The sequence below is a fragment of the Pseudoxanthomonas japonensis genome (assembly GCF_043632995.1).
In the GTDB taxonomy this organism is placed as follows: domain Bacteria; phylum Pseudomonadota; class Gammaproteobacteria; order Xanthomonadales; family Xanthomonadaceae; genus Pseudoxanthomonas_A; species Pseudoxanthomonas_A japonensis.
Genome location: NZ_CP171632.1, coordinates 2,087,273 through 2,114,239 on the forward strand (window position 1 = coordinate 2,087,273; position 26,967 = coordinate 2,114,239).

24 protein-coding genes are annotated in these 26,967 nt (G+C 64.2%); 10 read left to right on the plus strand and 14 right to left on the minus strand.

All coding sequences use genetic code 11. The features are described 5' to 3' along the window. The first annotated feature begins 4 nt into the window (after positions 1–4). The 3 genes from ACGHX3_RS09475 to ACGHX3_RS09485 all read left to right on the plus strand — a co-directional run bounded on the left by ACGHX3_RS09475 (position 5) and on the right by ACGHX3_RS09485 (position 4,620). Positions 5–1,885 (plus strand): copper resistance system multicopper oxidase, encoded by a 1,881-nt coding sequence (locus ACGHX3_RS09475; RefSeq protein WP_394697267.1) that lies wholly within the window; start codon positions 5–7, stop codon positions 1,883–1,885. Between the two features lie 17 nt (positions 1,886–1,902). Further along, positions 1,903–2,913, plus strand: a complete 1,011-nt coding sequence (locus tag ACGHX3_RS09480) for a copper resistance protein B (RefSeq protein WP_155944465.1) — start codon at positions 1,903–1,905, stop codon at positions 2,911–2,913. Positions 2,914–3,039: 126 nt separating this feature from the next. Further along, positions 3,040–4,620 (plus strand): ABC1 kinase family protein, encoded by a 1,581-nt coding sequence (locus ACGHX3_RS09485; RefSeq protein WP_394694819.1) that lies wholly within the window; start codon positions 3,040–3,042, stop codon positions 4,618–4,620. A gap of 62 nt (positions 4,621–4,682) precedes the next feature. Here ACGHX3_RS09485 and ACGHX3_RS09490 read toward each other — a convergent pair whose 3' ends face one another. The 7 genes from ACGHX3_RS09490 to ACGHX3_RS09520 form a co-directional block, all read right to left on the minus strand. After that, positions 4,683–6,410: a DUF3141 domain-containing protein gene (locus ACGHX3_RS09490; RefSeq protein WP_081420138.1), complete on the minus strand. Its 1,728-nt coding sequence runs from the start codon at positions 6,408–6,410 to the stop codon at positions 4,683–4,685. Positions 6,411–6,527: 117 nt separating this feature from the next. Further along, on the minus strand, positions 6,528–8,054 hold the full coding sequence (locus ACGHX3_RS09495; protein ID WP_054665550.1) for a thymidine phosphorylase family protein: 1,527 nt from the start codon (positions 8,052–8,054) through the stop codon (positions 6,528–6,530). Further along, on the minus strand, positions 8,051–9,406 hold the full coding sequence (locus ACGHX3_RS09500) for an MBL fold metallo-hydrolase RNA specificity domain-containing protein (protein ID WP_081420139.1): 1,356 nt from the start codon (positions 9,404–9,406) through the stop codon (positions 8,051–8,053). Before ACGHX3_RS09500 ends, ACGHX3_RS09495 begins: the two co-directional genes overlap by 4 nt. Before the next feature lie 11 nt (positions 9,407–9,417). Then, entirely contained in the window at positions 9,418–10,419 is a 1,002-nt protein-coding gene (locus tag ACGHX3_RS09505) for a ribose-phosphate pyrophosphokinase (protein WP_054665556.1), read from the minus strand. Further along, positions 10,416–12,368, minus strand: coding sequence for a heavy metal translocating P-type ATPase (locus ACGHX3_RS09510; protein WP_164490769.1), 1,953 nt, complete (start codon positions 12,366–12,368; stop codon positions 10,416–10,418). Before ACGHX3_RS09510 ends, ACGHX3_RS09505 begins: the two co-directional genes overlap by 4 nt. Before the next feature lie 134 nt (positions 12,369–12,502). Next, positions 12,503–13,168, minus strand: coding sequence for an isoprenylcysteine carboxylmethyltransferase family protein (locus tag ACGHX3_RS09515; RefSeq protein WP_054665562.1), 666 nt, complete (start codon positions 13,166–13,168; stop codon positions 12,503–12,505). After that, the gene (locus ACGHX3_RS09520; RefSeq protein ID WP_054665565.1) at positions 13,158–13,403 is read right to left on the minus strand and encodes a DUF2933 domain-containing protein; all 246 of its coding nucleotides are present in this window, start codon (positions 13,401–13,403) and stop codon (positions 13,158–13,160) included. Before ACGHX3_RS09520 ends, ACGHX3_RS09515 begins: the two co-directional genes overlap by 11 nt. A gap of 219 nt (positions 13,404–13,622) precedes the next feature. Here ACGHX3_RS09520 and ACGHX3_RS09525 point away from each other — a divergent pair, with 219 nt between their 5' ends. From ACGHX3_RS09525 to ACGHX3_RS09540, 4 genes are all read left to right on the plus strand, one after another. Then, positions 13,623–14,057: a hypothetical protein gene (locus ACGHX3_RS09525; protein WP_054665567.1), complete on the plus strand. Its 435-nt coding sequence runs from the start codon at positions 13,623–13,625 to the stop codon at positions 14,055–14,057. Positions 14,058–14,242: 185 nt separating this feature from the next. Then, complete coding sequence (locus ACGHX3_RS09530) at positions 14,243–14,923, plus strand: heavy metal response regulator transcription factor (protein ID WP_054665569.1); 681 nt, start codon at positions 14,243–14,245, stop codon at positions 14,921–14,923. Continuing rightward, entirely contained in the window at positions 14,916–16,328 is a 1,413-nt protein-coding gene (locus ACGHX3_RS09535; RefSeq protein WP_056878761.1) for a Cu(+)/Ag(+) sensor histidine kinase, read from the plus strand. The genes ACGHX3_RS09530 and ACGHX3_RS09535 overlap by 8 nt, the downstream gene beginning before the upstream one ends. A gap of 146 nt (positions 16,329–16,474) precedes the next feature. Then, the gene (locus ACGHX3_RS09540; protein ID WP_155944466.1) at positions 16,475–16,675 is read left to right on the plus strand and encodes a hypothetical protein; all 201 of its coding nucleotides are present in this window, start codon (positions 16,475–16,477) and stop codon (positions 16,673–16,675) included. A 255-nt stretch (positions 16,676–16,930) separates the two neighbouring features. On the opposite strand, the gene ACGHX3_RS09545 is transcribed toward ACGHX3_RS09540, so the two are convergent. After that, entirely contained in the window at positions 16,931–17,425 is a 495-nt protein-coding gene (locus ACGHX3_RS09545; protein WP_082393984.1) for a YkgJ family cysteine cluster protein, read from the minus strand. Between the two features lie 172 nt (positions 17,426–17,597). Here ACGHX3_RS09545 and ACGHX3_RS09550 point away from each other — a divergent pair, with 172 nt between their 5' ends. Then, entirely contained in the window at positions 17,598–18,938 is a 1,341-nt protein-coding gene (locus ACGHX3_RS09550) for an ISL3-like element ISStma11 family transposase (RefSeq protein WP_054665575.1), read from the plus strand. 82 nt (positions 18,939–19,020) lie between these two features. Here ACGHX3_RS09550 and merA read toward each other — a convergent pair whose 3' ends face one another. The 3 genes from merA to merT are packed head-to-tail and all read right to left on the minus strand — an operon-like array spanning position 19,021 to position 21,367. Then, positions 19,021–20,715 carry a mercury(II) reductase gene (gene merA, locus ACGHX3_RS09555; RefSeq protein ID WP_394694820.1) on the minus strand — a complete coding sequence of 565 codons (1,695 nt, stop codon included), beginning with the start codon at positions 20,713–20,715 and terminating at the stop codon, positions 19,021–19,023. A gap of 10 nt (positions 20,716–20,725) precedes the next feature. Next, on the minus strand, positions 20,726–21,004 hold the full coding sequence (gene merP, locus ACGHX3_RS09560; RefSeq protein ID WP_012480190.1) for a mercury resistance system periplasmic binding protein MerP: 279 nt from the start codon (positions 21,002–21,004) through the stop codon (positions 20,726–20,728). A 12-nt stretch (positions 21,005–21,016) separates the two neighbouring features. Continuing rightward, entirely contained in the window at positions 21,017–21,367 is a 351-nt protein-coding gene (gene merT / locus ACGHX3_RS09565; protein WP_019183730.1) for a mercuric ion transporter MerT, read from the minus strand. 74 nt (positions 21,368–21,441) lie between these two features. Between merT and merR the strand changes: the two genes are divergently transcribed. Beyond that, on the plus strand, positions 21,442–21,849 hold the full coding sequence (merR, locus tag ACGHX3_RS09570; RefSeq protein WP_012480188.1) for an Hg(II)-responsive transcriptional regulator: 408 nt from the start codon (positions 21,442–21,444) through the stop codon (positions 21,847–21,849). 385 nt (positions 21,850–22,234) lie between these two features. On the opposite strand, the gene ACGHX3_RS09575 is transcribed toward merR, so the two are convergent. Then, complete coding sequence (locus tag ACGHX3_RS09575) at positions 22,235–23,314, minus strand: site-specific integrase (RefSeq protein ID WP_185896208.1); 1,080 nt, start codon at positions 23,312–23,314, stop codon at positions 22,235–22,237. A gap of 104 nt (positions 23,315–23,418) precedes the next feature. On the opposite strand from ACGHX3_RS09575, the gene ACGHX3_RS09580 reads away from it, so the two are divergent. Continuing rightward, on the plus strand, positions 23,419–24,354 hold the full coding sequence (locus tag ACGHX3_RS09580; protein ID WP_394694821.1) for a DNA-binding protein: 936 nt from the start codon (positions 23,419–23,421) through the stop codon (positions 24,352–24,354). 237 nt (positions 24,355–24,591) lie between these two features. Here ACGHX3_RS09580 and ACGHX3_RS09585 read toward each other — a convergent pair whose 3' ends face one another. Both ACGHX3_RS09585 and ACGHX3_RS09590 read right to left on the minus strand, forming a co-directional pair. Beyond that, the gene (locus tag ACGHX3_RS09585; RefSeq protein ID WP_394694822.1) at positions 24,592–26,250 is read right to left on the minus strand and encodes a phosphoethanolamine transferase; all 1,659 of its coding nucleotides are present in this window, start codon (positions 26,248–26,250) and stop codon (positions 24,592–24,594) included. Further along, positions 26,247–26,963 (minus strand): phosphatase PAP2 family protein, encoded by a 717-nt coding sequence (locus ACGHX3_RS09590; protein WP_394694823.1) that lies wholly within the window; start codon positions 26,961–26,963, stop codon positions 26,247–26,249. Before ACGHX3_RS09590 ends, ACGHX3_RS09585 begins: the two co-directional genes overlap by 4 nt. Between the last annotated feature and the right edge of the window lie 4 nt (positions 26,964–26,967).

A 26,967-nucleotide genomic window follows, 5' to 3' on the forward strand; every position in this document is an offset into this window, starting at 1 on the left:
ATGCATGCGATCCAGACTTTCAGGCACGAACGCCGCCGAGCAGCTGCTGCTGTCTCGAAGGCAGTTCGTTCAAGGATTGGCAGCGGGAGGCGCAGTGCTGGGCCTGGGACTTTGGCCGAAGCAGAGCTGGGCGCTCCGCTCCCCTGACCAGCTCGAAGTCCTGTCGGGAACGCAGTTCGACCTGAGCATAAGCGAGACCCTGGTCAACTACACGGGCAAGACGCGGCCCGCCATCACCGTCAACGGCTCGGTGCCTGCACCGATCCTGCGCTGGCACGAAGGCACGCGGGTGCAGCTCAGGGCCCGGAACGACCTTCCCCCCGGTTCGATCCACGGCGACGCGACGTCGATCCACTGGCACGGCATCCTGCTGCCCGCCAACATGGATGGGGTTCCCGGCTTCAGCTTCGACGGCATCAATCGCGGCGAGAGCTACCTGTACGAGTTCGATGTCCGCCAGAGCGGAACCTACTGGTACCACAGTCATTCGGGGTTCCAGGAACAGGGCGGCATGTACGGGCCGCTGATCATCGACCCCATCGATCCGCCTCCGTTCTCCTACGATCGAGACTACGTGGTCTTCCTGTCCGATTGGACCGACATGGACCCGGCGCGCCTGTTCGCCCGGCTGAAGAAGCTGTCGGAGTACGACAATTACTACCAGCGTACGGTGGGCGACTTCTTCCGCGACGTGCGCCGGGACGGCTTGAGCGCGACGCTAAGCGATCGCGAGGCATGGGGACGCATGCGCATGACGCCGACCGACCTGTCCGACGTCAACGCGCATACCTACACCTACCTGATAAACGGGACCACGTCGCTGGGCAACTGGACGGGACTTTTCCGTGCCGGTGAGAAGGTGCGCCTGCGTTTCATCAACGGTGCGGCGATGACCTACTTCGACGTCCGCATCCCGGGCCTGAAGATGACGGTCGTCGAGGTCGACGGCCAGTACGTCCACCCGCTGACGGTGGACGAGCTGCGCATCGCCACTGCCGAAACCTTCGACGTGATCGTCGAGCCTACCGGGCAGGACGCCTTCACGATCTTCGCCCAAGACTCCGCGCGCACCGGCTACGTCAGTGGCACGCTTGCGGTCCGCGAGGGCTTGCGTGCTCCGGTACCGGCGGTGGATCCGCGGCCGCTGCTGACCATGGCCGACATGGGGCATGGCGGCCACGGTGCCCATTCCGGACTGGCGGCCGCATCGGCCGATCCGCATGCCGGGCATGGCGCCGCGCCGGCGCCGGACCCCCACGCGGGCCACGGAGCGGCGGCCGTGGCCGCCGATCCGCATGCCGGGCACGGCGTTCCGGCCGCACCAGGCGCGCACTCCGCGCATGAAGGCGGCGGCATGCAGATGCAGACTCATCCGGCCAGCGAAACAGGCAATCCCCTTGTGGACATGCAGACCATGGCGCCGGAGCCGCGACTGTCCGATCCTGGGATCGGTCTGCGCGGCAACGGCCGCAAGGTGGCGACGTATGCCGACCTGAAGAGCCTGTTCGAGGACCCCGACGGTCGCGAGCCGGGGCGCACGGTGGAGCTGCACCTGACCGGCCACATGGAGCGCTTTGCCTGGTCGTTCGATGGGATCAAGTTCGCCGACGCCGAGCCGCTGCGCCTCAACTACGGCGAACGCATGCGCATCGTGCTGGTGAACGACACCATGATGTCGCATCCGATCCATCTGCATGGCCTGTGGAGCGACCTTGAGGACGAACAGGGCAACTTCCACTTGCGCAAGCACACCATCGACATGCCGCCGGGCACGAAGCGCAGCTACCGGGTGCGCGCCGACGCGCTCGGTCGCTGGGCCTACCACTGCCATCTCTTCTTCCACATGGAATCCGGGATGTTCCGGGAAGTGAGGGTCGAAGAATGACGAGCGTGAGAACATCGATGCGGTGGGCTGCGCTGGCCGCAGCATTGCTGCTCCCTCCTGTCGGCGCCCACGCGCAGCACGCCGGTCATGGCCAGCCTGTCCCGTCGAGTCCGACTGCGAACCAGCAGGAAGAGGACGCGACGGCAGCGCAGTCTCCCAATGCCGGCATGGACCACTCGCAGATGGATCATGGACAGCATGGTCGCCCACAGGTCGACCACTCGCAGATGGATCATTCGCAGCATGATCGTCCGCAGGTCGACCATTCGCAGATGGATCATTCCCGGATGGGGGTGCTCGACTCGCCACGCGAACCCATCCCCGCCGTCACGGATGCCGATCGCCTGGCGGCATTTCCGACGCTGAAGGACTACCACAAGCATGGAACCAGCCTGAACTCCTTCTGGCTCATGGATCAGCTGGAAGGGGCGAACACGGATGAAGGCAGGGAGATCGCCTGGGAGGGAATCGGCTGGGTCGGTAGCGACATCAACCGCCTCTGGCTGAGGACCAAGGGGCACGCCCTGGACGAGAACCTGCAGCGCGCGCGGGTGGAGGCGATGTACGGACGCGCGATCCATCCCTGGTGGGATGCCGTGGTGGGCGTGCGCCGGGATTTCGGTGACTTCGGCGGAGGCGGAACGCCGCGCACCTGGGCCGCGTTCGGCGTTCAGGGGCTGGCGCCCTATAAGTTCGAGGTTTCCGCAACGGGTTACGTCGCAGAAGGCGGCAAGACGGCGGCGATCGTCGAGGCCGAGTACGACATGCTGTTCACCAACCGGCTGATCGCAAGCTGGGGTGTCGAAGCCAACTGGTTCGGGCAGTCCGATCCGGCGGAAGTCATCGGGTCAGGCTTGAGCACGGTAGAAGGAGGTGTGCGATTGCGCTACGAGATCACGCGGCAGTTCGCGCCCTATATCGGGTTCGAGCGCGAATGGAGCTTCGGCGAGACGTCCGACCTGCGCAGGCTCAGCGGTCATTCCCGAACCGACAACCGCTGGGTGGTCGGCCTGCGCTTGTGGTTCTGACGTAGATGCGTTTGGGGTTGGGGAGATGGCGGGGTGGTGCCATCGTAGGAGGGCCTGGAATGCAACCCGCATCAGGCCATCGAACACGAAATCGAAGGTCATATGCGTCCACCCCGAATCTCATCGTTGCGTCGTGGCATTCAGATTGTGGTCGCTGCCCTTGGATTCGGTTTGGCATGGTGGCGCCTGCGGAAGACCACGCAATCGGTGCTGGCGGAGCGTTTGCGCGAGACGCTGGAGGGGCTGGGCACGACTTTCGTGAAGCTCGGTCAAGGCTTGAGCTTGCGTCGCGACATGCTGCCCGACGCGTACCGCGTGGTGCTGGAGGACTTGCATAACCGGGTGCCGCCGTTCTCGTCGCAGCTTGCCGAAGCTGCCATCAAAGATGCGTTCGGCCAACCGGCGGCAACGCTGTTCGCACGGTTCGATGCAATTCCCTTTGCTGCAGCGTCCGTGGCCCAGGTTCATCGAGCCCGTACGCACGACGGGCAAGAGGCCGTGGTCAAGGTTCGCCGCCCCGGTGTCGTCTCCCAGGTCAAGACCGATCTTCTGCTGCTGCGCTTGCTGGTGAGGATTTTGCTTCCTGTGTGGCCGCAGCTCAGGCGGCAACAGCCGCTGGCGCTGATCGACGAACTCGGCATGCAGTTGCTTGCAGAAATCGATCTGGATCACGAAGCGCGGAATATGCGGCGTTTGCAGTCAGCAATCGCGGGGCTGCCAGGCGTCATGATGCCCCGCGTCGTCGAGCCCTATGTCTCGCCTAACGTACTAGTTCAGGAATACAGCAGCGGCGGCGTCGTCACCGACTTCGCCGGAAGCGACCGAGGGCGCGCCATTGCCGATCAGTTGTTCAATGCCTATCTGCACCTCTTGTTCGTTCGCGGCGTGTACCACGCCGACCCACATCCAGGAAACCTGTTCGCGATGGCGGATGGGCGACTGTGCCTTCATGACTTCGGCTCGATCGGATACCTAGATCCAAAGGCGCGGCTGGCACTCGCACGCATGATCGCTGCCGTGCCCTATGCGGATGCGGACGAGGTGCTGGATTCGGCGCTTCTTCTGGGTTTCATCGTTGCACCCGTGGACCGTCGCGAGTACACGCGCGCCATCGGCGAGATTCTCGACAAACTGGAGAGCCTGCCCGTCACCGAGTGGTCGCTGGCCGAGATGGTGTGGCGGATCTCACGCCTGGGCGGAGGAGAGCGTTTCCGGCTGCCCCGGCATCTGCTGGTCCTGATCCGAACACTGTTCCTGGTCGAGAACACGATTCGCCAGCTCGATCCGGAGTTCAACCTGCTGGGAAGTTTCGAGCTCCACCGCGAAACCCTTGCCGCTTCGTTGAGCAAGGAGGCGGCCCGCAGCCGGCGGCCGGTGGCCGAGCGTGCTGCGCGCACGGCCGACAGCTTGTCGACGATCGCATCGGAACTGCTCAGGTCGGCGATGGTGGATGATGGCAGGCCGAGCCTGACCATGTACCACCGGGGGCTTGAGGCATTGCAGGCCAACATCAGCCGGACCGGCAACAGACTGTCGGTCGCGTTGATCACGCTGGGGCTTTACCTTGCTGGATCGCTCTTGATGCAGCACAGCATTGGGCCTCGCATCTGGGGCGACATGCCGTTGTTCGCGGTCGTCGCGTATTTGCTGGCCCTATTGCTGTCGCTACGCCTGGTTCTGGCGATCTCGCGCTCCGGTCACTTGTGACGACTGGCGCCTAAGCCTTCATCCGCCGATCCACTACGCAACCAAGCCGCGACCACGAATCGTCAGGCCGCGCCGAGCCTTCTCGGCATGGCGCCGAACACAAGCGCGAACCACCATTCCATCGCCTCGTCGCGATGCTTGCGCCCATCTTCGATGGCCTGGGTAACCTGCGCGATCACCGCCTGCTCCTGCGCCGCGAAGGGGTTGTCCGCGGGCAATGGCGTCCGCTCCTTCCTGATCAGGGGCGCCAGGGCCGCGACGGCGTGCATCCAAGGGCTGAAGGCCTCCGAAAGCAGGTAGCGGCTGGTGCGCATCGGATGCAGCCATTCCAGCGCCGAGGCGCTCCAGGGATTGCTCATGGCGCTCAAGACGGGACTCACGAACGTCTTGTAGAACAATTCGTTCGTCTCCGACATCCCTCGCACTTTCTCGAACGCTGCATTAGGGACATCGAACCGCAGGTCCTCGACCTGTCGCTCCTCGAAACGGACGGTGTACTGCGACCGCGCGCAATCCGAGTCGCCGGTGGGGCTGTCGATCTTCATCTCGTAGAGGCCCGGGGCCAATGCCTCGACGTCCGCCAGGGTCTCCAGGATGGCCCGATGCTCGAAGCGGGCGACCTTCGCGGAGACGAAGATCCCCAGATGACCAACATGCGGGTTGGTCAGGTAGACGATGCGCTGATCCGCCTGCTTGAGCGCGTCCGTGTCGGGATAGACCACGGGAATCCAGCCCAGTGCCTGGTGAGGCGGCGTGATGTTGTCACCGTAGGAGGCGAAGACCACCAGCGGGTTGCGGATGCGCTTCAGGTCGACGGCGCAGTGCTCGTCGATCCGCAGCTTGCCTTCCTCGAGACGGTTGCCGATGAACAGGTTCTCGACAATGGCGACGATCTCTTCGCGGCTCATGAAGTACCAGGCATTCCACCAGCGCTCGAACTGGAGGAAGCGATCACGCTCGGTATCCACATGCGCGAAGAGGTTGGCGTACTTCTCCCACACGCCTTCCGGCTTGAGATTCTCGAAGTTCTGGATGAGCCAGGCGCCGTCGAAACGACCATTGCCCAGATCCGCGAGCAGATGGGTCATCCACACGCCGCCCACGAATCCTCCGGCGAGCCGCATCGGGTTCATACCCGCGGCGCCCGCCCAGTAGGACAGCGGCGATCCGTTGAGCACGACTGGCCCGCTCAGGCCCTGGCAGTCCGCCGCGAGCAGCGTGAGTGCCCAACCCGCCTGGCAGTTGCCGTACAGCACAGGAGGCTGGCCGGGATGGCGCCTCGCCACTTCCTCCACGAAGCGCCGCAGCGCCTGCAACACGTCCGCGAGCGTCTGGCCGGGACATGGTTCAGGATAAAACGAGACGAAGTAAACGGCATGGCCGCGATGCAGCGCGATACCGACTTCGGAGTCGGTCTTGAAGCCGCCGATGCCTGGGCCATGTCCGGCACGCGGATCGACGACCACCACGGGCGGCCTGGAGGCATCCAGGCAGTCTTCGATGCAGTGGTCCCCGGCCCGCGTGATGCGAAGGAGCGCGTAGTTGGCCGGATGCTCGAAGCGCCGGGCATCGAGCAGCGTTTCGTAGTCGAAGTCCAGCAGCGGAGGCTTGCCCGCGCGCTCGTGGGCGATCATTTCGTCGGCCCGCTGGCGCAGTGTGTCCCAGAACAGCACCGCGCGCTCGAACACGTCACGCGAGTAGCCCACTGCCTGAGCGAAGTCGTACACGGCAGAACCTGCAAGCGCTTGTTCGGCGGAATGATCTGTCGACACCGACGGCACGGCTGCCACGGGTGATGCGTGAACAGCCCTTTCGCTTCTGGATCTGCCCGCAGCGCGCTTCGCTGAACGAGTCCGGGTTTCACGTGGGCGCATCTTGGCCTCCAATGGAGATACTGCCGCGACGTCTCAAGTCGCGATTTCGATGATGTCCGGGTTCCGGGACGCATATTCCATGGCATAGGCCAGTTCACCCGCGGTGTCGGCGTGCAACTGAAGCAGCGGCTGTCCGATGCCGACGTCAGCTCCCAGCATGACCTCCATGGTGACGCCGGCGGCCTTGGCCTCGGGCGCACCGGCCAACTTAGCGAGCTGGGCAATCTTGCGGTTGTTGATCTGGACGATCCTCCCAGCACGCGCCGCAGTCAGGGGCCGGATGTGCAAGGCCCTGGGCGGCTCGCGCATGCCGCCCTGCGCCTGGCAGATCCGCTGGAACTTCGTCCAGGCCTGACCGTCAGCCAAGGTGGCCAAGGCCAGCGCATAGCCTGCTCCTGGCTCTGCCGCGCCGCCGATTTCGAGCGCGGCGCCGGCGAGCACTGCGGCCCGGTGCCGCAGATCGCCGGGCGCATCGGGTTTGTTCTGAAGGACGGCGAGAATATCGTGCGCTTCGAGGGCGGGGCCGATCCCTCGGCCCACCGGCTGGCTGCCGTCGGTGCGGATGCACGTCGCGGCCAACCCGAAGTGCGCGGCGACCGCGATCAGGCGGTCGCCCAGCCGATCTGCGGCTTCCTCCGTGCGGACCTTGGCGGTCGGCCCGACCGGGATATCGAGCACGACGTGATTGGAGCCCGCCGCGATCTTCTTGGACAGCACGGAGGCGATCAATTGCCCCTCGGTGTCCACGTCCAGTTCCCGTTCCACGCGAACGAAGATGTCGTCGGCGGGACTGAGATGCACAGCACCGCCCCAGGCGATGCAGCCGCCTTCCTGATCCACGACGCGCCGCATGGTGGCCAGGTCAAGATCCACAGGCGCCAATGTTTCCATGGTGTCGGCGGTGCCCGCCGGCGACGTGATCGCGCGCGATGAGGTCTTGGGCATCACCAGGCCGTGGGCTGCCACGATGGCGACGACGATCGGCGTGGTCCGGTTGCCTGGCAGTCCGCCGATGCAGTGCTTGTCCACCACCACCGGAGCGTTCCACGTCAGGCGCTCCCCGGCATCGATCATCGCGGCGGTCAGATCGACCGTTTCCTGTTCGTCCAGCGGCAGGGCCGCACTGGCCGTCAGGAACGCGGCTAGATGCACGTCCGTGTAGCGTCCCGCCGTCACGTCCGCGACGACGGCTTGCAGCGCGGCCGCATCGAGCCGATGGCCATAGATCCGCCGTCGAACGCTGGCCAAGGAGTCCAGGGCGGGGGCATGGGAGACCTCAATGGGGGCGCCCTCGGCGACGCCCAGCCGTTCCCAGGCGGATTCGGAGAGTGCGGCTTCGCCTGGCGCAACCAGATCGCCATCGGCCTGATAGAGCACTGCCTGCACCTGTCGCCCACCGGCCGAAAGCAACACCTGCGATCGTGAGGCGAGTCCCTCGGCGCGGCACACGTGGCAATCCGTGCGCATGACCGCAATCGACTGGTGTTGGGCATAAAGCCCCAGGCGCCGAGCGCGTAGCGTCGGCGGCGAATCGGCCACCTGGGCATCACGCGCGTTCATAGTTCGAACACCTGCCCGAAGCGCGGCACCGAGACAGGCCAGCCGTTCTCCTTGTCGATGCGTACGCGCAGTGCCTCGGAGGCCTCCGGTTCGCCATGCACGACGAAGATCCGCGAAGGCGCGTGCCGAAAACCGGAGAGCCAGCGCATCAGCTCGTTGGCATCGGCGTGCGCGGACAATTCCGGCAGGTTGGCGACCTGCGCATTGACCGGCACCCATTGACCGTGAATCCTGATTTCGCGTGTGCCTTGCAGCATCGCCTGGCCGCGCGTTCCTGCGGCCTGGTAGCCGGAGAACAGGATCGTGTTCTCGCGCTTGGGCGCGAACGCCGCGAGGTGGTGCAGCACGCGGCCGCCGGTCGCCATGCCGCTGGCCGAGATGACGACCTTGGGGAATCGGCTGGCGGTGATCTGCTTGGATTCCTCGACCTCGCGGGTATACGTGGCGATCCCGCAGGCGGCATGACAGATCTCGGCGGGCAGGCGGTGGTCGGCGAGGTGATCGCAGAGCAGCTCGCTGGCGTTGATCGCCATCGGACTGTCCAGATAGATGGGCACCGAACCCAGGCGCCCGGCCTGGCGCAGCTTCCAGAGGTAATAGAGCAGCAATTGTGCGCGGCCCACCGCGAACGCGGGAATGACAACCGTGCCGCCGCGGCCGACCGTTGTCTCGATGACGGCCCCGAGTGCTTCGGCGGCATCGCTCGGGGCATGGGTCCGGTTGCCGTAGGTGGACTCGATCACCACATAATCGGCTTCGGTCACGGGCTGCGGATCGAACAGCATCGGGTCGTCGTAGCGGCCGAGGTCACCCGAGAACACGATGCGCTTGCCGCCCCAGTCGATCTCCGCCGTAGCGGCACCCAGGATATGCCCGGCGTAGCGGAACGTCAGCGTCGCACCGTCGGGAAGCGGGGCCGGCTTGCCGAACGGCACATTGGAGAACTGCTTGAGCGCGCGCTCGGCATCCTGCACGGTATACAGCGGCAGGGCGGGCTTGTGCTTGCTGAAACCCTTGCGATTGGCGTACTCGGCATCCTTTTCCTGCAGATGGCCGCTGTCCTTGAGGATCAATTCGGCCACGTCGCGGGTTGCGGCGGTGGCGTAGATGCGTCCGCGAAAGCCATCGCGCACGAGTCTTGGCAGATAACCGGAGTGGTCGAGATGCGCATGCGTCAACACCACCGCGTCGAGTTCCTTCGGCGCGATCGGCAACGGCTCCCAGTTCAGCTCGCGCAGATTCTTGAGGCCTTGGAACAGGCCACAGTCGACCAGGATGTGTTTCCCGTTGTGGCTCAGCAGGTGCTTGGAGCCGGTGACGGTGCCAGCACCGCCGAACGAGGTGAGCTTCAAGAGAGGAATCCTCAGAGTGTGGAAGTCGCGGTGAAGGAGTCGGCACCCGTCGTCGGGTCGATGTCATCGAGAGGTTCGGGTGGACGGCGATGGCGCACGAGGCTGGTCGCTGCCTCCGTGTCGGTGGCAAGGGCCTGTGCGATCAGCGGGGCCAGTGCAATCGCATTGCTCTGATGACGCACGGCATCGGTGGAGACGATGCGGCTGCATAGCTGCGCGAGTTGTGGATAGGCATCCTCGGCGAAGATGGCATGCACCACAGCGACCACGGGCAGCGCGAAGCCTTGCTGAGGCAGCTGCCGCGCGGCCTCGATCAGCGTGCGTCCGGAGGACGCAATGTCATCGACCAGCACGGGCTGGCGATCGCGCCAGGCGGACAGGTCGGACAATGCGACCTCGACATTGCGGTCGCCGTGGCGGATCTTGCGCAGGACTGCATGGGGTGCGCCGATGCGCTGGGCGATGGCCGCCACCCACTGCTCACTTTCCTCGTCCGGACCGATCACCAACGGCCTTTCCACCTCGCCGGTGATCCAGTCGGCCAGCAGCGGAGCGGCATGAAGGGTGTCGGCGGGCACGGTGTAGAGCGCCGACAGCGCCGGGTAACGGTGCAGATGGGGATCGACCGTTACCAGGCGGTCGAAGCTCGACGACACGAGACGGGCAAAGCTCCGGGAGGTGATCGCTTCTCCGGGGTGGAAGCGGCGATCCTGCCGCATGTAGGCCAGGTAAGGTGCGACCAGGATCACGTCGCGGGCACCGAGGTCGCGGGCGGCGTCGGCGGCGAAGACAAGCGACAGGAAGCCGGGATCGGGCTGGGCCAGGGTCTGCACGAGGACGACCGACTTGTCCGCCACCTCCGCGGCGATGCGCACGTAGCTTTCGCCGTCGGGGAATCGCCGGGTTTCCAGCTCTCCCAGCTCCCACCTTCCAGCGACCGCCAACTGGCGGGCGAATGCTTCGTTGCCGGGAAGGGGAAGGATCACTCGGCTGGAGGAATCTGTCGTAGTCATGTTTGTCGCCTGTAGAAACGGAGAAGCTGGGCATTGATGGCGACGATCACCGTGCTGGCCGACATGAAGACGGCGGCGATGGCAGGCGTCATCAGGAAGCCCGTACCGAAGGTGATGCCCGCCGCCATGGGCACCGCAATCGTGTTGTAGCCGGTCGCCCAGATCAGGTTCTGCACCATCTTGCGGTAAGTGGCGCGAGACAGGCCAAGGATGGCGCCGACATCGCGCGGATCGCTGCGCACGAGCACGACGTCGGCCGACTCCACGGCGACGTCGGTGCCCGCGCCGATGGCCACGCCCAGGTCGGCCTGGACCAGCGCCGGGGCGTCGTTTACGCCATCGCCCACCATGGCGACCGATAGCCCGCGGGCCTGAAGCTCCTGGATCTTCTGCGACTTCTGATCCGGGAGCACCTCGGCGAAGTACTCCGAGATCCCAAGTTCCTTGGACACCGATTCGGCCACGCCTCGGGCATCACCTGTCAGCATCACCGAGCGAATCCCCAGCCGGGTCAATTCGGCGATGGCATCCCGGGATTCGGACCGAACGATATCGGCAAGCGCGAACAGTGCGCGCGGCTGACCATCGCGTTCGAGTACGACGACGGTCTTGCCTGCCGATTCGAGCTGTCCCAGCCGCTCGTGGGTAATGGCGTTGCCCTGGCGGGCCAGATGACCTGGGCTGACGATGCGCACGCGCTCGTCGCCCACGTTGGCTACGATGCCTTCGCCGGTGATGTTGCGCACGTCGCTGGCCTTGGGGATGGCGATGTCGCGGCGCTTTGCCTCGGCCACGATGCCATGGGCGATGGGATGTTCCGACTGGCTCTCGGCCGCCGCGGCGAAGGCCAACTCCTGGCGCTCATCGCCCTCCTGCAGCATCACGATGTCGCTGACCCCGAATCGTCCCTCGGTCAGCGTGCCCGTCTTGTCGAACACGACCGCATCCAGTCGGCGCGCTCGCTCAAACGCCGCCCTGTCACGGATCAGCAGGCCGTTGCTCGCGCTCAGCGACGTGCTGACCGCGACCACCAGGGGCACAGCCAGTCCGAGCGCGTGCGGGCAGGCGACGACCATGACGGTGACCATGCGCTCGATGGCGAAGTTGAGCGGCGCGTCGAGCACCAGCCACCAGACCAGCAGCGTGCCGACGCCCACGGCCAAGGCGATGTAGGTCAGCCAGGCGGCAGCGCGGTTGGCGATGTCCTGCGTGCGCGAGCGGGTCTGCTGCGCCTTCTTGACCAGGTCGATCACCTGCGACAGATACGTGGCATCGCCAGTTGCGGTGACGCGTATGATGACGGCGTTCGCGCCGTTGATGGCCCCGCCGATCGCGGTGGCACCGACTCCTTTGGCGACCGGGCGGGATTCGCCGGTGAGCATGGCTTCGTTGAAGTCCGAGGAGCCCTCGGTGATCTCCCCGTCCACCGGCACCTTGGCGCCGGGACGGACGATCACGCGGTCGCCTGGCTGTAACGCACTGATCGGCACGTCGTGCAGGCTGCCATCGGCATCGATGCGGGTGGCACTGTCGGGCAACAGCTTGACCAGTTCCTCCAGGGCACGCGACGCCCCCATGACCGAGCGCATCTCGACCCAGTGGCCCAGCAGCATGATCGCGATCAGCGTCACCAGTTCCCAGTAGAACTCCTGCCCGGGAAAGCCGAAGGTCACTGCCACCGAGAAGATGTAGGCGGCCGAAATGGCCAACGCGATCAGCGTCATCATCCCGGGCTGACGCTTGCGCAGTTCGGAGACGACGCCGACCAGGAAGGGCCAGCCGCCGTAGAGATAGGCGACGGTCGACAGGGCGAACAGGAGGTAACGATCGCCTGTGAATGCCAACGCCTCGCCCAGGCCGAGCGCGTGCTGGATCATGGGCGACAGCGCGAGGACAAACGGGGTCAGCAGCAGCGTGACCCAGAAGCGTCTGCGGAAGTCGGCGACCATGGCGCCATGGTCATGGCCGGCATGGCCTGCGTGACTCGAACCGGCGGCGCTTACGACGGCGCCGGTGCCGGGTGGAGACGCATGGACGTGTGCGCCGTGATCGTGCTGGTGGTGTGCGTGCGGGTCATGGTGACTCATTCGATCTGGCCTTCTTTATTGTTGAACAAGCGCCCAAGCCGCGGCACGAATGCAGGCACGTCGCTCGCGTAGCGTCGATACTGATCCCCGAACGTCGCTTCGACCTCGCGCTCCTCCCGCTTGGCGAGCCGCCAGTACATGACCAGCAGAATCGGCAGCATCACGCCCGTCACGAGTGTGGGCCATTGCAGGAAGAATCCGATCAGCACCAGGATGAAGCCCACGTACTGCGGATGCCGCACATGGGCGTACGGCCCGGTGGTGGCAAGCGATCCGGCGCGTTGAGCCTCGTGCAACACCCGCCAGCCCGCGGCGATCAGCCAGAACCCGCTGCCGATCAGCACGTAACTGGCCAGGTGGAACGGATTGAGATGAGGATCTCCCGACCAACCGAAGAGTGCGGGCCAGATGTGGCCGGCGTCGTGGGACAGCGGGTCCAGTCCCGGGAAACGATTGCCCACCCAACCCGCCAACAGGTAGAGCGTCAGCGGAAAGCCGTACATTTCCACGAACAGGGCGACGATGAAGGCGGAAAACGCGCCCAGCGAGCGCCAGTCGCGCGCCGTCGTCGGCTTGAAGAAGCTCAGGGCGAACAGAATGAAGATGCCGGCGTTCACCAGCGCCAGAAACCAGAGGCCGTAGGCGGGCGGGTTACCGGTCATCGCGGTCGCCCTCCTCCCGATGCGTCTGGTGGCCACCGTGACCGCCGTGACCGCGGTGCAGGAAGAAGTGCATGCCGATGCAGATCACCAGGGGCAGCAAGAGGGGGAGCGCACCGAGTACGTGCGCCCGATGCTCCAGCCACAGGAAGAGTCCCGCGATAGAGAGAAAGACGCACACGGTCAGGACGGCGGGGCTGCGCCAACCGCCTCGCTTCCGATCAGGAATTTCGCTCATCTCGATGCTCCAGGGCGCCAGTTAAGAATGGACGGGACAATTGGCGACGATGCCTCCTGAGCGTAGAAAGGCGTCGCTGTCGGGTCAGTTACGCGTTGATTACATTCATGTAATCACCACGTCATCGTTGTGGCAGATGGCGTCTTGCAGTGTCAGTAGCAGCCTGGCTTGCCGACCTGGTCGGGTCGGCGCTCGAAGCGGTCGTGGAGATTGGACGCGATGAAGCAGCACATTGTCGATCGGAGGGACGCGCTGAGCGGCATCCTGCTCCTGGTGCTCGGCCTCCTCACCATGGGGACTGCGGTGTTCTTCCTAGTGTTGCGCCCCGCGCTTCTGCCCGAGGATATCCGGCACACCGGTATCGACCCAGGCACGTTGCCCCCGGCGTTCCTGGAATGGCTCGGCACCGTGTTCCGCACCTGGGGTGGTTTCATTGCCGGATTTGGCGTCCTGCTGCTGGGGATTGGAGGCTTCCTGCTCTCCGGCCGGGCGCGATGCCTGTACTGGGCCACGGCCATCGGTGCCGTCGTCGCGTTTGGGCGCTTCCTGTTCAGCAACATCCTCCTGGATTCGGATTTCCTCTGGTTCATTTCGGCCCTGTTCGCGCTGGCCGCCGCAACCGCGATCAGCCTGCTGCTGAGGCGCGGACGCTGACACGATCGTTTGGCATTCACTCGTTCAACGCCGCTCCGGCCCAAATGGTGACGAAATGATTACTGATATGTAATCTTTGCGTCATCCTTATGGCAGCTTCGCCTCGGTAGATTCCAGTGACCCATCATGATCCATCCGTCGTGGCGGGAGCCGGAAGCACGAACGAGTGCGGGCATAGGGCTGACATGAAACTTCTGGTTGTCGAAGACGAGCACAAGACGGCGGACTACGTCCGTCAAGGGCTGATGGAGGCCGGGTTCGTCGTCGACTTGGCGCGCGATGGGCCCGACGGCCTGCACATGGCCACGACCGAGCATTACGACCTGATCGTGCTCGACGTCATGTTGCCGGGCATGGATGGGCGGAAAATCCTGCAAACCATCCGGGCGGCAGGCAACCAGGTGCCGGTGCTGTTCCTGACCGCTCGCAGCAGCGTCGACGATCGCGTCCAGGGATTGGAGTTGGGCGCCGACGACTACTTGGTCAAGCCGTTCGTGTTCTCGGAACTGCTCGCGCGCGTCCGGACGTTGTTGCGCAGAGGGGGTTCGCCTATTCCGCACGATCGCATCCAGATTGCGGATCTGGAGTTGGATCTGGCGCGCCGTCGTGCCACGAGGGCCGGGCAGCGTATCAACCTGACCAGCAAGGAGTTCGCCTTGCTCGAACTGCTGGCGCGTCGCCAAGGCGAGGTGCTGCCGCGTTCGCTGATCGCCTCGCAGGTCTGGGACATGAATTTCGACAGCGACACCAACGTCATCGACGTCGCGATCCGGCGGCTGCGCGCCAAGATCGACGACAGCTTCGAGCCCAAGCTCATCCAGACCGTACGTGGCATGGGCTACACGTTGGACCTGCCGGATGCCTGACCGGTTTGCCTTTCTGCGGCGTCCGGCTTCGCTCTCCGCACGGGTCACCGGCCTCGTCGGCATCGCGATGATGGTGGTGCTCCTGCTGTTCAGCTGGGTCAGCGTGGGATCCCTCGACCGGCATTTCGCCGAAATGGATGAGGAAGAGTTGGGCGTGATCGCCAGTTCGGTCATCCGGGCACTGGGCGAGGTGCAGGACGGAAGCGATACGCAGGCCTTGCGCCGTGCGGTTCGGGGGCATCACGGGGTCTACTACTATGTCGCTGATGCCGGCGGAAAGACGCTGTACGCGCCGAAGGACGGTCCGGACCTGGCGAGCTTCGCCCGGCGCACACCTCCCGTCCCTCTGGCGGACAGGCAAAGCATGACGATATGGGAAGAGAACGGGAAGTCCTATCGAGGTGGCGTCATCCAGGTCGGGGGCGACACCAGTCTGAGCGGTACCTACACGATCGCCGTGGCGATGAACATCGGCGGCCATCTCGAATTCATCCGGAGCTTCAAGCGCATCCAGTGGTGGACCATCTGCGTGGTCATGTGCATCGCGATCCTTGTCGCCTGGTTCGCGGTTCGCTGGGGGCACATTCCGATCCACAGGGCGAACGAGAAGATTCGCGCGATCACCTCGTCCAAGCTGTATCTGCGATTGGATCCCAAGGCTGTACCGGTCGAGCTGGAAGAAACCATCGCGTCCTTCAACGACATGCTCGGGCGCATCGAGGATGGGTTCGAGCAACTGGCGAACTTCTCGGCCGACATCGCCCACGAGTTGCGCACGCCGGTCACGAACCTGACCACGCAGACGGAAGTGGCGCTCGGTCAGGCCCGCTCGGCCGACGAGTATCGGGAGATTCTCTATTCCAACCTGGAAGAGTTCGGGCGCCTGAACCGCATGATCAACGACATGCTGTTCCTGGCTCAGACCGAGAACGATCCGGGCAATCTGAATCTGGAGAGCGTGGTCCTTGAGGACGCCGTCCGGGGGCTGTTCGAGTACTTCGAGGCCTTGGTGGAAGAGCGAGGCGTGAAGCTCGAACTTCGCGGCCGCACGACACCGATCCGCGGTGATCGGGAAATGCTTCGCCGGGCGCTCAGCAATCTGATCTCCAATGCGATCCGGTACACGCCCAGTGGCGAAACCATCACCGTGAGGTTCTCGCAGAACGATCGGGACGTCATCATCAGCGTGGAGAATCCCGGCGAGAAGATTCCACCCGAGGAGCTCTCGCGCATCTTCAACCGCTTCTACCGGGTGGGGCACGCCGCCCACCGAAAGGGCGAAGGCGCCGGGCTGGGACTGGCCATCGTCAAATCCATCGTCGAGGCGCATGGCGGGTCGGTCAGCGCGCTGTCCGACGAGAAGCTGACCAAGTTCTACATCCTCTTGCCGTTGACCGAGAGCTGAAAACACGTTCTTCATCGCCGCGCGCAGGCGGGTGATGGGGCATCGAGAGCTGCGGACTTCTGCCGTGCCGCGAGGTTCAGGGACGGGGACAATCGGGGGAGCCAGCGCCGCGCTGGGGCCAGAGCCGTGAAAGGCTGAGCGTCAGCATGAGCGAAGCCGCGGCCAGCCCCCAGGCAACGACAAACTGCCCATCCGTGCTGATGGCGGCGACGGCGATCGGCGCCAGAATCGGCCCGATGCTGGTCGCCGATTGCTGCGGACCGAGCCTCGATGCAGAAGGCGTGCCTTCACCGCCGATCCACAGGCTGGCGACCAGCCTGCCATCGCAACGAGAACCGCCAGAGTGATCGGGCTCCTTGCCAGCGGAAACAGGAGCATAGGCGTGCCGAACAGCATCAGCATCAGGAAGGCGAGCATCGCCGGTCGCGCAATCAGCCAGGGAAGATAGATGTGGAAGAGCTGAGCGGCGAGCATCGCAAAGCCGCACAGGGCGAGGGTGAATCTACGTATCTCTCCACGCATCGTGGCGCCGTCAGTGGGTTCTGAACAATTTCCTTGATATGGGATTGCTAACATAAGCGCAAACAGGAAGCGCGGCTCCATCAGTCCTGACGCTCCCGTTGCGCGCAGATCTCGCGCGAAGGTGCGCTGTCCGGACAAGTTTTAAGGGACTTACATACCCAGGAGCTTTCGCCGGGTACCGCAAAGATCTGTCTGATGTCCATGGGGGTCGTGCGGCCATCTTTTGCTACGAGCTCATGAAAAGCTTCTTGAACTTTGGAGAGTTGGGCCATCGGCAAAGTGATTTCGCCCGATCTGACCGGATCGCACCAGTACGCCGTGTTGGTCAACGCAACATGCTGGCGGCAAACCATTGGACGGTCCTCGTAGATCGAGCATTGTTCCTGGATGAGGAAGGGGCAGGGCGAACCATGGAAGTCGGCACTAGGAAGCGACTTCGGCAATCGAGAATGCGAGGATCGCTTCTCAATAAGCTCGGCCTCAACGGGATAAAGGTGCACCGGGTAGTGGCAACATGCCGAGCACCCCGCACTGCATGCGACATACGGAGCCATCGCAGCGGACAGGATCTCCATTTCCCTGTGCAAGGCGCGCAGCTTTTTTAGGGTATCCGGAATCTGGTGTGGGTTCTGGCTCCTTGGGTCTTTGTAGCTATCACTTTCAAAGAATGGATTTTGGTGTTGGACGGCTGAGCGGATGTGCTAGAGTAAAAGTCGGATTTCAGTGTGGGTTCGCCCAAGGTGCTGAGTGACGGACTTTCTCCAGCTGCGAAGCCTGAAGACGCTTGAAATCCTGACCAGCGAGGACAGTTACGTCGTCAAGGCCGAAGGCGTCAATCAGTGGGTGACCTGCCCGCTGTGCAAGACCGGACGCCTGCATGGTCACGGCTCACAGGAACAGTCGTTTCAGGACACACCGACGCACGGCAAACCCGTCGTGATCTTCATCCAGCGCCGTCGCTATCGCTGTACAAGCTGCACCAAGACCTTGTTTGAGCCTGTGGCGGACCTTGATGGAAAACGCCAAGCCACGGCGCGTCTGGTGCGTTATATCCGCGACCAGTCCTTCTCCAAGACCTTTGCGGCCCTTGCCCGGGAAGTAGCCGTGGACGAAAAGACGGTCCGCCACGTCTTCGACGATTTCATCGAGGAGGTCGAGGCCAAGACCCAGTTCCGGACGCCGCGGGTGCTGGGTATCGACGAGCTCAAGATCATCGGCCAGTACCGGGCCATGATCACCAACGTCGAGCGCAAGACCGTGTTCGATATCCGCCCCAGCCGGGCCAAAGCCGAGTTGATGCCCTATTTCCGCGACCTGCGGGACAAGGACTCGGTCGAGTGGGTGGCGATGGACATGTACCACGTTTATCGGCAGGTGGTGCGCGCCACGCTGCCACAGGCCCGGATCGTGGTCGATCGATTCCATATCCAGCGCATGGCGAACGACGCGCTGGAGAAGCTGCGCAAGCGCATTCGCAAGGATTTGTCCACCCGGCAGCGCCTCAAACTCAAGGACGAGCGGTTCCTGCTGCTCAAGCGGCAGCACGACCTGACAGGGAGAGATATGGACCGGATGCGGGAATGGTTCCAACAGTTCCCGCTCCTAAGCGAAGCCCACGCGCTCAAGGAAGGATTTCTGTCGATCTGGGATCAGAAGACCCGCCCAGCAGCAGAAGCCGCCTGCGCGAAGTGGCAGGCCAATATTCCGACCGAATTGGCGGCCACGTTCAAGGACCTGACCACCGCCGTGCACAACTGGCACGACGAAATCTTCGCCTACTTCGAGCAGCCGATTACCAATGCCTATACTGAGTCAGTCAACCGAGTGGCCAAAGACATGAACCGCATGGGCAGGGGTTACAGCTTCGAGGTGCTTCGGGCGCGCATACTCTACGACAAGAAGGCGCGCAAGGATGGCTCGGTTATCGAAACCGTGTTGGTCGATGACGACGACCCAATGACCACGGACTTCGTGTTCCAGCGGATGACCACGGCGGCAACGCGCAAGAAGAAGATCACGCGCGTGGTCGAGTACGGCCCCTATCTCCCGACGCTGGCGCGGCTACTCGAAGAGGGGTATTTCGAATAGTCCTCAGCCCATTGTGCAAGAGGCGGCGCTTCAGCCTGAATTTGTGATTCAGCCGATGAAGCATAGGTAAGAGGCCCAGCCACTACCCCGCGCAACAGGACAGTTGCTTTACGTCCTTGGTGAAGGTTTGTGCCGCGAGTTTCAGCCCCTCGACCATCGTCAGGTAGGGGAATAACTGGTCGGCCAACTCTCGCACCGTCATGCGGTTGCGAATCGCCAGTACTGCGGTTTGGATCAGCTCGCCTGCTTCCGGGGCTACCGCTTGCACGCCGATCAGTCGTCCCGAACCGGCCTCCGAAACCAGCTTGATGAAACCGCGCGTGTCGAAGTTGAGCAGCGCCCGGGGCACGTTGTCGAGCGTCAGCGTGCGGCTGTCGGTCTCGATACCGTCGTGGTGCGCTTCGGCTTCGCTGTAGCCCACGGTGGCGACCTGCGGGTCGGTGAACACCACCGCCGGCATCGCCGTCAGATCCAGCGTCGCGTTGCCACCCGTCATGTTGATTGCAGCGCGGGTGCCGGCCGCCGCCGCGACGTAGACGAACTGCGGCTGGTCAGTGCAGTCGCCGGCGGCATAGATGTGCGGCACGGTAGTGCGCATCGCGTGGTCGATGGTGATGGCGCCTTGCGCATTGACCACCACACCGGCCGCGTCGAGGTTGAGCGTGCGGGTGTTTGGGGTGCGGCCGGTGGCGAACAACAGCCGGTCGGCATGCAGTTCGCCGCGTTCGGTGGTGAGCACGAATTCCCCATCCTCATAGGCGACCTGGCTGGCCTGGGTGTGGTCCAGCACTTCGATGCCTTCGGCGCGGAACACGGCCGTGATGGCCTCGCCAATGGCGGGGTCTTCGCGAAAGAACAGTGTGCTGCGCGCCAGCATGGTCACCTTGCTGCCCAGCCGGGCAAAGGCCTGCGCGAGTTCGACGGCCACCACCGACGAGCCGATCACGGCCAGCCGATCGGGGATCGTGTCGCTGGCCAGCGCTTCGGTCGACGTCCAGAAGGGCGTGTCTTTCAAGCCCGGGATCGGTGGAATCGCCGGACTGGCCCCGGTGGCGATGAGGCAGCGGTCGAAACTCACCTCGCGCATCCCGTCGTCAGCGGTTGCCACGGTCAGCGTGTGCGCATCCTTGAATCGGGCATCGCCGCGCAGCACGGTGATGGTCGGGGTGCTCGTCAGGATGCCTTCGTACTTGGCGTGGCGCAGTTCATCGACGCGCCCCTGCTGCTGAGCCAGCAAGCGCTTACGCAGAATCTTCGGCGAGGCGGCGGCAATGCCGTCATCGAACGGACTCTCGCGACGCAGATGCGCAATGTGGGCAGCGCGGATCATGATCTTGGACGGCACACATCCGACGTTGACGCAGGTGCCGCCGAGAGTGCTGCGCTCGATCAGCGTCACACGCGCCCCTTGCTCGACGGCCTTCAACGCCGCCGCCATCGCCGCGCCGCCGCTGCCGATCACGGCCACGTGCAGTGCAGCCTCATCGTCCTCGCGCTTTGGTTCGCCGCCCAGCCGCTCTTGTGCATTGTTCAGCAGGTCGCTGGGTTGCCCCGGCGCATCGGCAAGCTGCGCTCGGTAACCGAGTGCGGATACCGCCGCGACCAGCGAGGTCACGTCCGCGGCGGTACCTACGCTGGCCTCAATCTCGGCCCGGCGCTGTGGGTAGGACACTGAGGCCGAACGCACGCCGGGCACCTTTTCCAAGGTCTGCTTGACGTGCTCGGCGCACGACCCGCAGGTCATGCCATCGATGTGCAGCGTGATCGCCTCGGTCATGAGCGTGTGCTCACTTCTTGACGGTAGACGGGTAGCCGGCGTTCTCGGTGGCTTTGGTCAACGCGGCCGGAGTGGTCTTGGCATCGTCGTAGGTTACCACCGCCTCCTTGGGCTCCCAGGTCACCTTGGCCTCGATGACGCCTTCGACCTTGGTCAGCGCCTTCTTGACCGTGATCGGACAGGTGGCGCAGGTCATGCTCGGCACCGACAGCGTGACGGTTTTGGTGGCGGCCCAGGCGGGAGCGCTGAGGGCAACGGTCAGAGCGAGCAATGCGACGAGTTTCTTCATGGCAATCTCCTTTCAGTAGAACAGGGGCATGAGGTAGGGGAACACGAGTGCGATCAGCACCAGGGCGGTGACGATCCAGAAGATCACCTTGTAGGCCGTCCGCACCTGGGGCACGGCGCATGCGTCGTCCGGCGCGCAGGCGCGAGCCGGCCGGAAGATGCGACGCCACGCGAAGAACAGCGCCACGAGCGCCACGCCAATGAAGATCGGCCGGTACGGTTCCAGCGCGGTCAAGTTGCCGATCCAGGCGCCGGAGAAACCCAGCGTGATCAGCACCAGCGGACCGAGGCAGCAGGTCGAGGCGAGGATGGCGGCGAGGCCACCGGCGGCCAGTGCACCGCGGCCGTTGCTGGGGTCTGCCATGTGAGGGATCTCCTTCCGAGACGTTGCGTGATGCGCTAAGGTTACTTCCGTAGTCAAGTACGGAGTCAAGCGCGATGGTGAACGATCCGCAAACACTGACCATCGGGGCTTTCGCCAAGGCCGCTGGGGTCAACGTGGAGACCATCCGGTTCTATCAGCGCAAGGGGTTATTGCCAGAACCAGGTCGGCCCGTCGGCAGTATTCGCCGCTACGGATCGGCGGACGTGGCGCGGGTGCGTTTCGTGAAATCCGCCCAGCGGCTGGGGTTCAACCTGGACGAAGTCGGCCAACTCCTACAGCTTGAGGACGGCACTCACTGCAGCGAAGCCGCCGAGCTGGCTGCGCTCCAGCTCACCGACGTGCGCACCAAGATGGCGGACCTGACGCGAATCGAAGCGGTGCTGTCACGGTTGGTCAACGAGTGCCATGCGCAGCGAGGCACTGTGTCGTGCCCGCTGATCGATTCTCTGCACGGGAGCTAGGCGCGTGGCTTAACCCGGTTTTCCGTTCCACTGCGCCTCAAACCCCAGTTCGAGCCGGGGGCAAGGTGACCTGCCACTGATTGTTTCCTTGCACCGACATGCGCCAGACAAAGCCCACACTGAAGGCTAAAAGCGCGTAAGCCTTGCGATACCAGAAACCTACCGAACGAGAGCTGTCAGACAAGAAGGGCTAGTGCGGTCTTCCCACACTAAAATCCGGATACCCAAAATTTTTGCGTCCGCTGCCCCGAACTGCTCGCGGCGGAGGGAGGGCGAACACCACATCTGCAGCGGAGACGGAAGATCGGGCCGCTTTTCTGTCTGCACGAACATTCATGGTGAGCGGGTATGTCAGGCATTGCGAATGCTTCTAACCGAAATCATATTATTTCAGCAGACGGGCGGCGGGATTGTCTTCAGCAGCTCCAGCCTGGAAATACCCAATCACGCTCGCCACCGATCGGTGCTCGGTCATAGCCATCACCGCCGGCAGTGGTACGCCTTGTTTGCCAGCCTCAGTGACAAATCCGGACCTGAGACTGTGCGCCCCAAAATCCCCCTCCAGCCCAGCCAACCGGGCGCGGCGCTTTACGATCGCGGCCACCGAACCCGGGAGCAGGGCAGGGCCGACCCTCTCCCTCCAGATTCGCCGAAAGATCGCTCCCTCACTAATCCCAGCGGCCTCAAGCCACGCTGACAGCGCTTCAGCACTGCGTCCCAAGATTGGCTTGTCCGGCGTCGAATCCGCCTTCACTCCGGCCTGCTGCGTCTTTGAATACTCCAACCGATAGATGTAGCCGTCCTCGCCGACCTTGCGCAGGTCGCGCATATCGGCGGCGGCGATCTCGCTGCGCCGGCGCCCGCCGCTGGCGAAGCCGAAGCAGAGCAGGGCACGGTCACGCCGGCCTTCCAGGCTGTCATCGCAGGTGGCCAGCATGGCCTCGAGCTCGGCACGGGTAATCGCGGTCTTCTTGGTCGGCCGCTCGCCACGCTTGACCGCCGCACGCCGCGCCCGACTGAGCAGGGTGCGGACGCTGGGCAGGTCGCACGGATTGGTCAGGCGCTTGAGCTTGTGCGCCGTGGACAGCACAGCCACGCGCTGGACCACGGTCGACAGCTTCAGCGGCCCGACCCTAGCCTTGAGGCCGGCGGCGACCAGTGCCTTATCGACCGCCGGCGGCAGCTCGCTGACCAGGCCAGTCTTGTTCTTGCGCTGGATGTGGTCGACTAAGAACTGGATCACCACAGCCTCGCTCGCCGGCAAGGCCAGCTCAATGCCATAGCGGGCCTGGTGCCAGCCGGCCCAGTAGCGCAGGGCAGTGGCGTAGCTGCGGGTCGTATTGGCCGCGGCCGCTTCGGCGAGCAGTTCGCGCACCGCATCGGCGGCCTGCTGGGCAAGCTGTTCCGGCAGGACCAGATTTGCGGCTGTCGCTAGGGTGACGAGCAATGCGCTATTTCGCTTCATACTATGTAATGTACGTTATGAAATAGGGCGTCTACTAGCGATAATCATCACTTATCGCGAGTACGTATTCAACGGGGCAGGGCGGCGACAGAGGAGGCATTCCCGTGGCACGAGGCATCACCGAAACCGACGTCCATACTGCCGCCGACGAATTGGTCGCGGCCGGGGAGCGCCCGACCGTCGACCGCATTCGCGCGCACTTGGGCACCGGCTCGCCCAACACGGTGACGCGGCACTTGGACACGTGGTGGCAGGGACTCGGCCGCCGTCTACACACGCAGCAGGTTCGCCTGGCGGTCCCCGACGCGCCAGACGCCGTCGCCACCCTGGCAGGGCAGTGGTGGGCGCTGGCGCTGGACAGCGCCAAGACTAGTCTGCAGGCGTCCTTGGCCGCGGATCAGCGAGTCCTCGAGGAGGAACGCGCAGCCCTGCACCGGGAGCGCGAGAGGCTGGAGGCCGAAGCCAGCGCCCTGCGGGCCCAGACGGAGGCCGCAGGCCAAGCGGAGCTCATAGCGACCACGCAGCTGACCGAACTGCAGCGACTGGTCCGCCGGCTCGAGGGGCAACTCGAAGAACTCACCCAGCAACGCGACGCCGCGACGGCGCGCGAGGTCGAGGCCCGAGGCGCCAAGCGGGCGCTCGAAGCCCGCCTACAGGCCCTGCAGGACACCGCCCAATCCGAACGCGCCAGTCTGGCCGCGCACGTGCAGGCGCTGGAGAATCGCGCCCATGCCGAAGTCGATCGGGCGCGCCAGGAGGTCAAAGAGCTGCAGGGTCGCCTCACGGCGGTTACCAAGAACCAGGCGGCCAGCGAGGCGTCGCTGCGCCAAGCGCTCGATGAGGCCAGGACCGCCACCGCCGAGGCGAGCCGGAGCGCCAGCAGCGAGCGGGCGCGCGCCGACGCATTGGAGAAGCAACTGAGCAAGCTGCAGGATCTGCCCGCGGCATTGGAAGCGGCAATGCGCCGACGTCAGCTCCCACTCAAGCCACGCAAGTCCGTTAGCAAGCGGGCCAACCGTGGGGCGGAAAAGCAACCATAGTCAGGAGAATCGCGCGACGAGTGCCCTCATACGGCGCGTAGAGAAGAATGCACCATCCCTCAGGTGTAGACTCGGCAGCATAAGGGTGCAGGATCTCACCGCTGACATCGACCCGATCACTGCGGAGAAGTCTCGGTCGCGGATAGCTTCGTGCATCCTCGTGAAACCTCGCTTCCATCACGACATCTACAACAGACCCGTACGAGCTCAGCTGCCGAACCCACGTTGAACGCTCGCTCAAGGGGTCCGACAGGAACGGTAGAGGTCCTGCGCGGGTTGGTAGAGCGCCGTGCGCACATCGGTCAGGCCCAGCAACGTGTGGAACAGGTTGTCATGGCTGTAGGGCACCGTTGCATTCTGGCGCACGCAATGGATGTCCAGGCGCGTGTGTTGCTGCCAACCATGCGAGAACCAAGCCACCATCGGCACCTGGAGTTGCTCCTTGGGCGCGATGGCGTACGGCATGCCATGCAGGAAAAGCCCATTCTCGCCAAGGGACTCGCCGTGATCGGATACATAAATCATCGCCGTGTCGTAGTCGGACATCTGGGCCAAGGCATCAATCGTATTGCCCAGTACGTGGTCGGTGTAGAGCAGGGCATTGTCATATGCGTTGACGATCTGCTCGCGCTCGCACCGTCCTAGGTCCGAGGTCGTGCACTCGGGAGTGAATCGTGCGAACTGGCGTGGGTAGCGCTCGGCGTATGTGGGACCGTGGTTGCCCAACATATGCAGCACGATCACCTGATCGCCGCGGTGCGTACGCGCCTGCTGGGCCAGATCCTTGACCAGGATCTGGTCATAGCACCGATTGCCTTCGCAGACGTCGGCATCGGTGCGGGCATGCAGGTCCTGGATTTCCAGACCACTGCATACACCTTTGCAGCCGGACTGGTTGTCGCGCCAGAGCACCCGCACCCCCGCCCGCTGCAGGATATGCAGAACGGACTGGTGGCCGCGGATCGCTTTCTCGTCGTAGTCCTTGCGGCCATATGGGGAGAACATGCAGGGCAGGGAGACTTCGGTGCTACTGCCGCAGGCGCTCACCTGGGGATAGTTCACGACATTGCGCTTGGCCAGGGCAGGCGTGGTCTGTCGGGTGTAGCCACTGAGCCCCCAATTGGCGGCCCGCGCAGTCTCGCCGACCACCAGCACCAGCAGACGCGGCTTGCGCTCGCCGGCCGCCGGACTCTGGACCGCGTCCTCGCCGATTGGCAGTTGCACCCGTGCCTTGCCCGGGGGCTCCTCGCTGATGACCTTGGCCAGGGACACCACTACATTGGCGGGAGTCACCAGGTAGCGCACTTCACGTTGGTTGCGCAGGAACGAACTCAAGGCCTGCAGTGAGGTAGCCGCGCCTAGCGCTCCCAGCAGGGCCATGGCGACCAGTAGCGCCACGCGGGCGAGAAGGGCGCGCGTCCACGGCCGCCGGGTCAACTCGATGCGAGTGACCAGCAGTACGGCAGGCACCGCCGTTACCAAGGGGATCAGCAGATCCCAGCCAAGTAGGTCGTGAGCCTCGCGCCAATCCGTCTTGACCACGTTGCGGACCATATCGGCATCGATATAGATCCCGTACGCGCTCATGTAGTGACCGGCCATGGCGGCCAGCAGGATCAGCGCTATCAACGTGGCCCGCCACAGACGAGGCCATAGCAACAAGGCCAACAAGAAGCCATTGACGGCCGTGATCAGGACTGCCAAGGAGAAGGCCCAGCGAATCTGGATCGGCGAGGGCACCGCCGCTTTCCAGAACATCGCGTTGCTGGCCAAGGTGAAGTACACACTGGCCCACAGGATCATTGCTTCGCTGCTCAGGCGCAGGCGCCAGGCCCACGCCGCCCGCAGATGATCGCCCCAAGCAGCCGGGGCCAACGTCCTGAGAATCGTATTCATGCCACGCTCCTCTCAGAGGAGCGCGCGAAAAGCTCGACCGCGCACGCCACCCACCAACACAGCGTCAAGCTGGCGATGTCATGGGACAGGAAATGCGCCCCGCGCACTTGCTGGGCCAGGCCAAAGCTCAGTCCCAGCAGCAGCCCCATGGCCAGACCGGCCCAGCGCCATGACGGCCGTACCGCGGCAAAGAAGAAGTACAAGCCGATCCATGCAAAGCCCGTGGCGGCATGCGCGGCAGGAAAGCACTTGGGCGAGCCGAGTATCTCTGGACGTGGTGTAAGCAGGGAAATAAACGGCCGGGTGCCATCAAACGCACTCAAATCCCACGGGCAGTCCATATGGGTCGTGGCCTTCAGTACTCCGACCACGATCGTGCACAGCAGCGTGGTCAGCAGCAGGCGGGCCAGCGGCGCATGCCAACGCAAGCGCGCCCGTTGTGGCCAGCGCGCCAGCAGCAACGCCACGGCGGTCAGCCACGCCAGCAGGCTGAGCATGCGGCCGCCGCGATGCAGAAGCGATTCCAGCAGCCAATGCTGTTTGAGCGCCCAGTGGCCACCCTGCAACTCCAACAACGCATGCGCGAACGGGAAATCGGCCCGTTGGGCTAGCAGGTACAGCGCGACTAGGAAGAAGGAAGAACCGGCCAGCAAGGCCAGCAGGGGGCGACGTGCGGGCAAAGCCATCGCGCGCGAGCTGGATACAACCAACATGAGC

Bases quoted from the DNA above. Each gene is read 5' to 3' on its own strand.
- ACGHX3_RS09475 (WP_394697267.1), top strand. From the start codon at position 5: ATGCGATCCAGACTTTCAGGCACGAACGCCGCCGAGCAGCTGCTGCTG.
- ACGHX3_RS09480 (WP_155944465.1), top strand. From the start codon at position 1,903: ATGCGGTGGGCTGCGCTGGCCGCAGCATTGCTGCTCCCTCCTGTCGGC.
- ACGHX3_RS09495 (WP_054665550.1), bottom strand. From the start codon at position 8,054: ATGAACGCGCGTGATGCCCAGGTGGCCGATTCGCCGCCGACGCTACGC.
- ACGHX3_RS09505 (WP_054665556.1), bottom strand. From the start codon at position 10,419: ATGACTACGACAGATTCCTCCAGCCGAGTGATCCTTCCCCTTCCCGGC.
- ACGHX3_RS09510 (WP_164490769.1), bottom strand. From the start codon at position 12,368: ATGGTCGCCGACTTCCGCAGACGCTTCTGGGTCACGCTGCTGCTGACC.
- ACGHX3_RS09515 (WP_054665562.1), bottom strand. From the start codon at position 13,168: ATGACCGGTAACCCGCCCGCCTACGGCCTCTGGTTTCTGGCGCTGGTG.
- ACGHX3_RS09520 (WP_054665565.1), bottom strand. From the start codon at position 13,403: ATGAGCGAAATTCCTGATCGGAAGCGAGGCGGTTGGCGCAGCCCCGCC.
- ACGHX3_RS09525 (WP_054665567.1), top strand. From the start codon at position 13,623: ATGAAGCAGCACATTGTCGATCGGAGGGACGCGCTGAGCGGCATCCTG.
- ACGHX3_RS09530 (WP_054665569.1), top strand. From the start codon at position 14,243: ATGAAACTTCTGGTTGTCGAAGACGAGCACAAGACGGCGGACTACGTC.
- ACGHX3_RS09535 (WP_056878761.1), top strand. From the start codon at position 14,916: ATGCCTGACCGGTTTGCCTTTCTGCGGCGTCCGGCTTCGCTCTCCGCA.
- ACGHX3_RS09540 (WP_155944466.1), top strand. From the start codon at position 16,475: ATGAGCGAAGCCGCGGCCAGCCCCCAGGCAACGACAAACTGCCCATCC.
- ACGHX3_RS09545 (WP_082393984.1), bottom strand. From the start codon at position 17,425: ATGGAGATCCTGTCCGCTGCGATGGCTCCGTATGTCGCATGCAGTGCG.
- merA (WP_394694820.1), bottom strand. From the start codon at position 20,715: ATGACCGAGGCGATCACGCTGCACATCGATGGCATGACCTGCGGGTCG.
- merP (WP_012480190.1), bottom strand. From the start codon at position 21,004: ATGAAGAAACTCGTCGCATTGCTCGCTCTGACCGTTGCCCTCAGCGCT.
- merT (WP_019183730.1), bottom strand. From the start codon at position 21,367: ATGGCAGACCCCAGCAACGGCCGCGGTGCACTGGCCGCCGGTGGCCTC.
- merR (WP_012480188.1), top strand. From the start codon at position 21,442: ATGGTGAACGATCCGCAAACACTGACCATCGGGGCTTTCGCCAAGGCC.
- ACGHX3_RS09575 (WP_185896208.1), bottom strand. From the start codon at position 23,314: ATGAAGCGAAATAGCGCATTGCTCGTCACCCTAGCGACAGCCGCAAAT.
- ACGHX3_RS09585 (WP_394694822.1), bottom strand. From the start codon at position 26,250: ATGAATACGATTCTCAGGACGTTGGCCCCGGCTGCTTGGGGCGATCAT.
- ACGHX3_RS09590 (WP_394694823.1), bottom strand. From the start codon at position 26,963: ATGTTGGTTGTATCCAGCTCGCGCGCGATGGCTTTGCCCGCACGTCGC.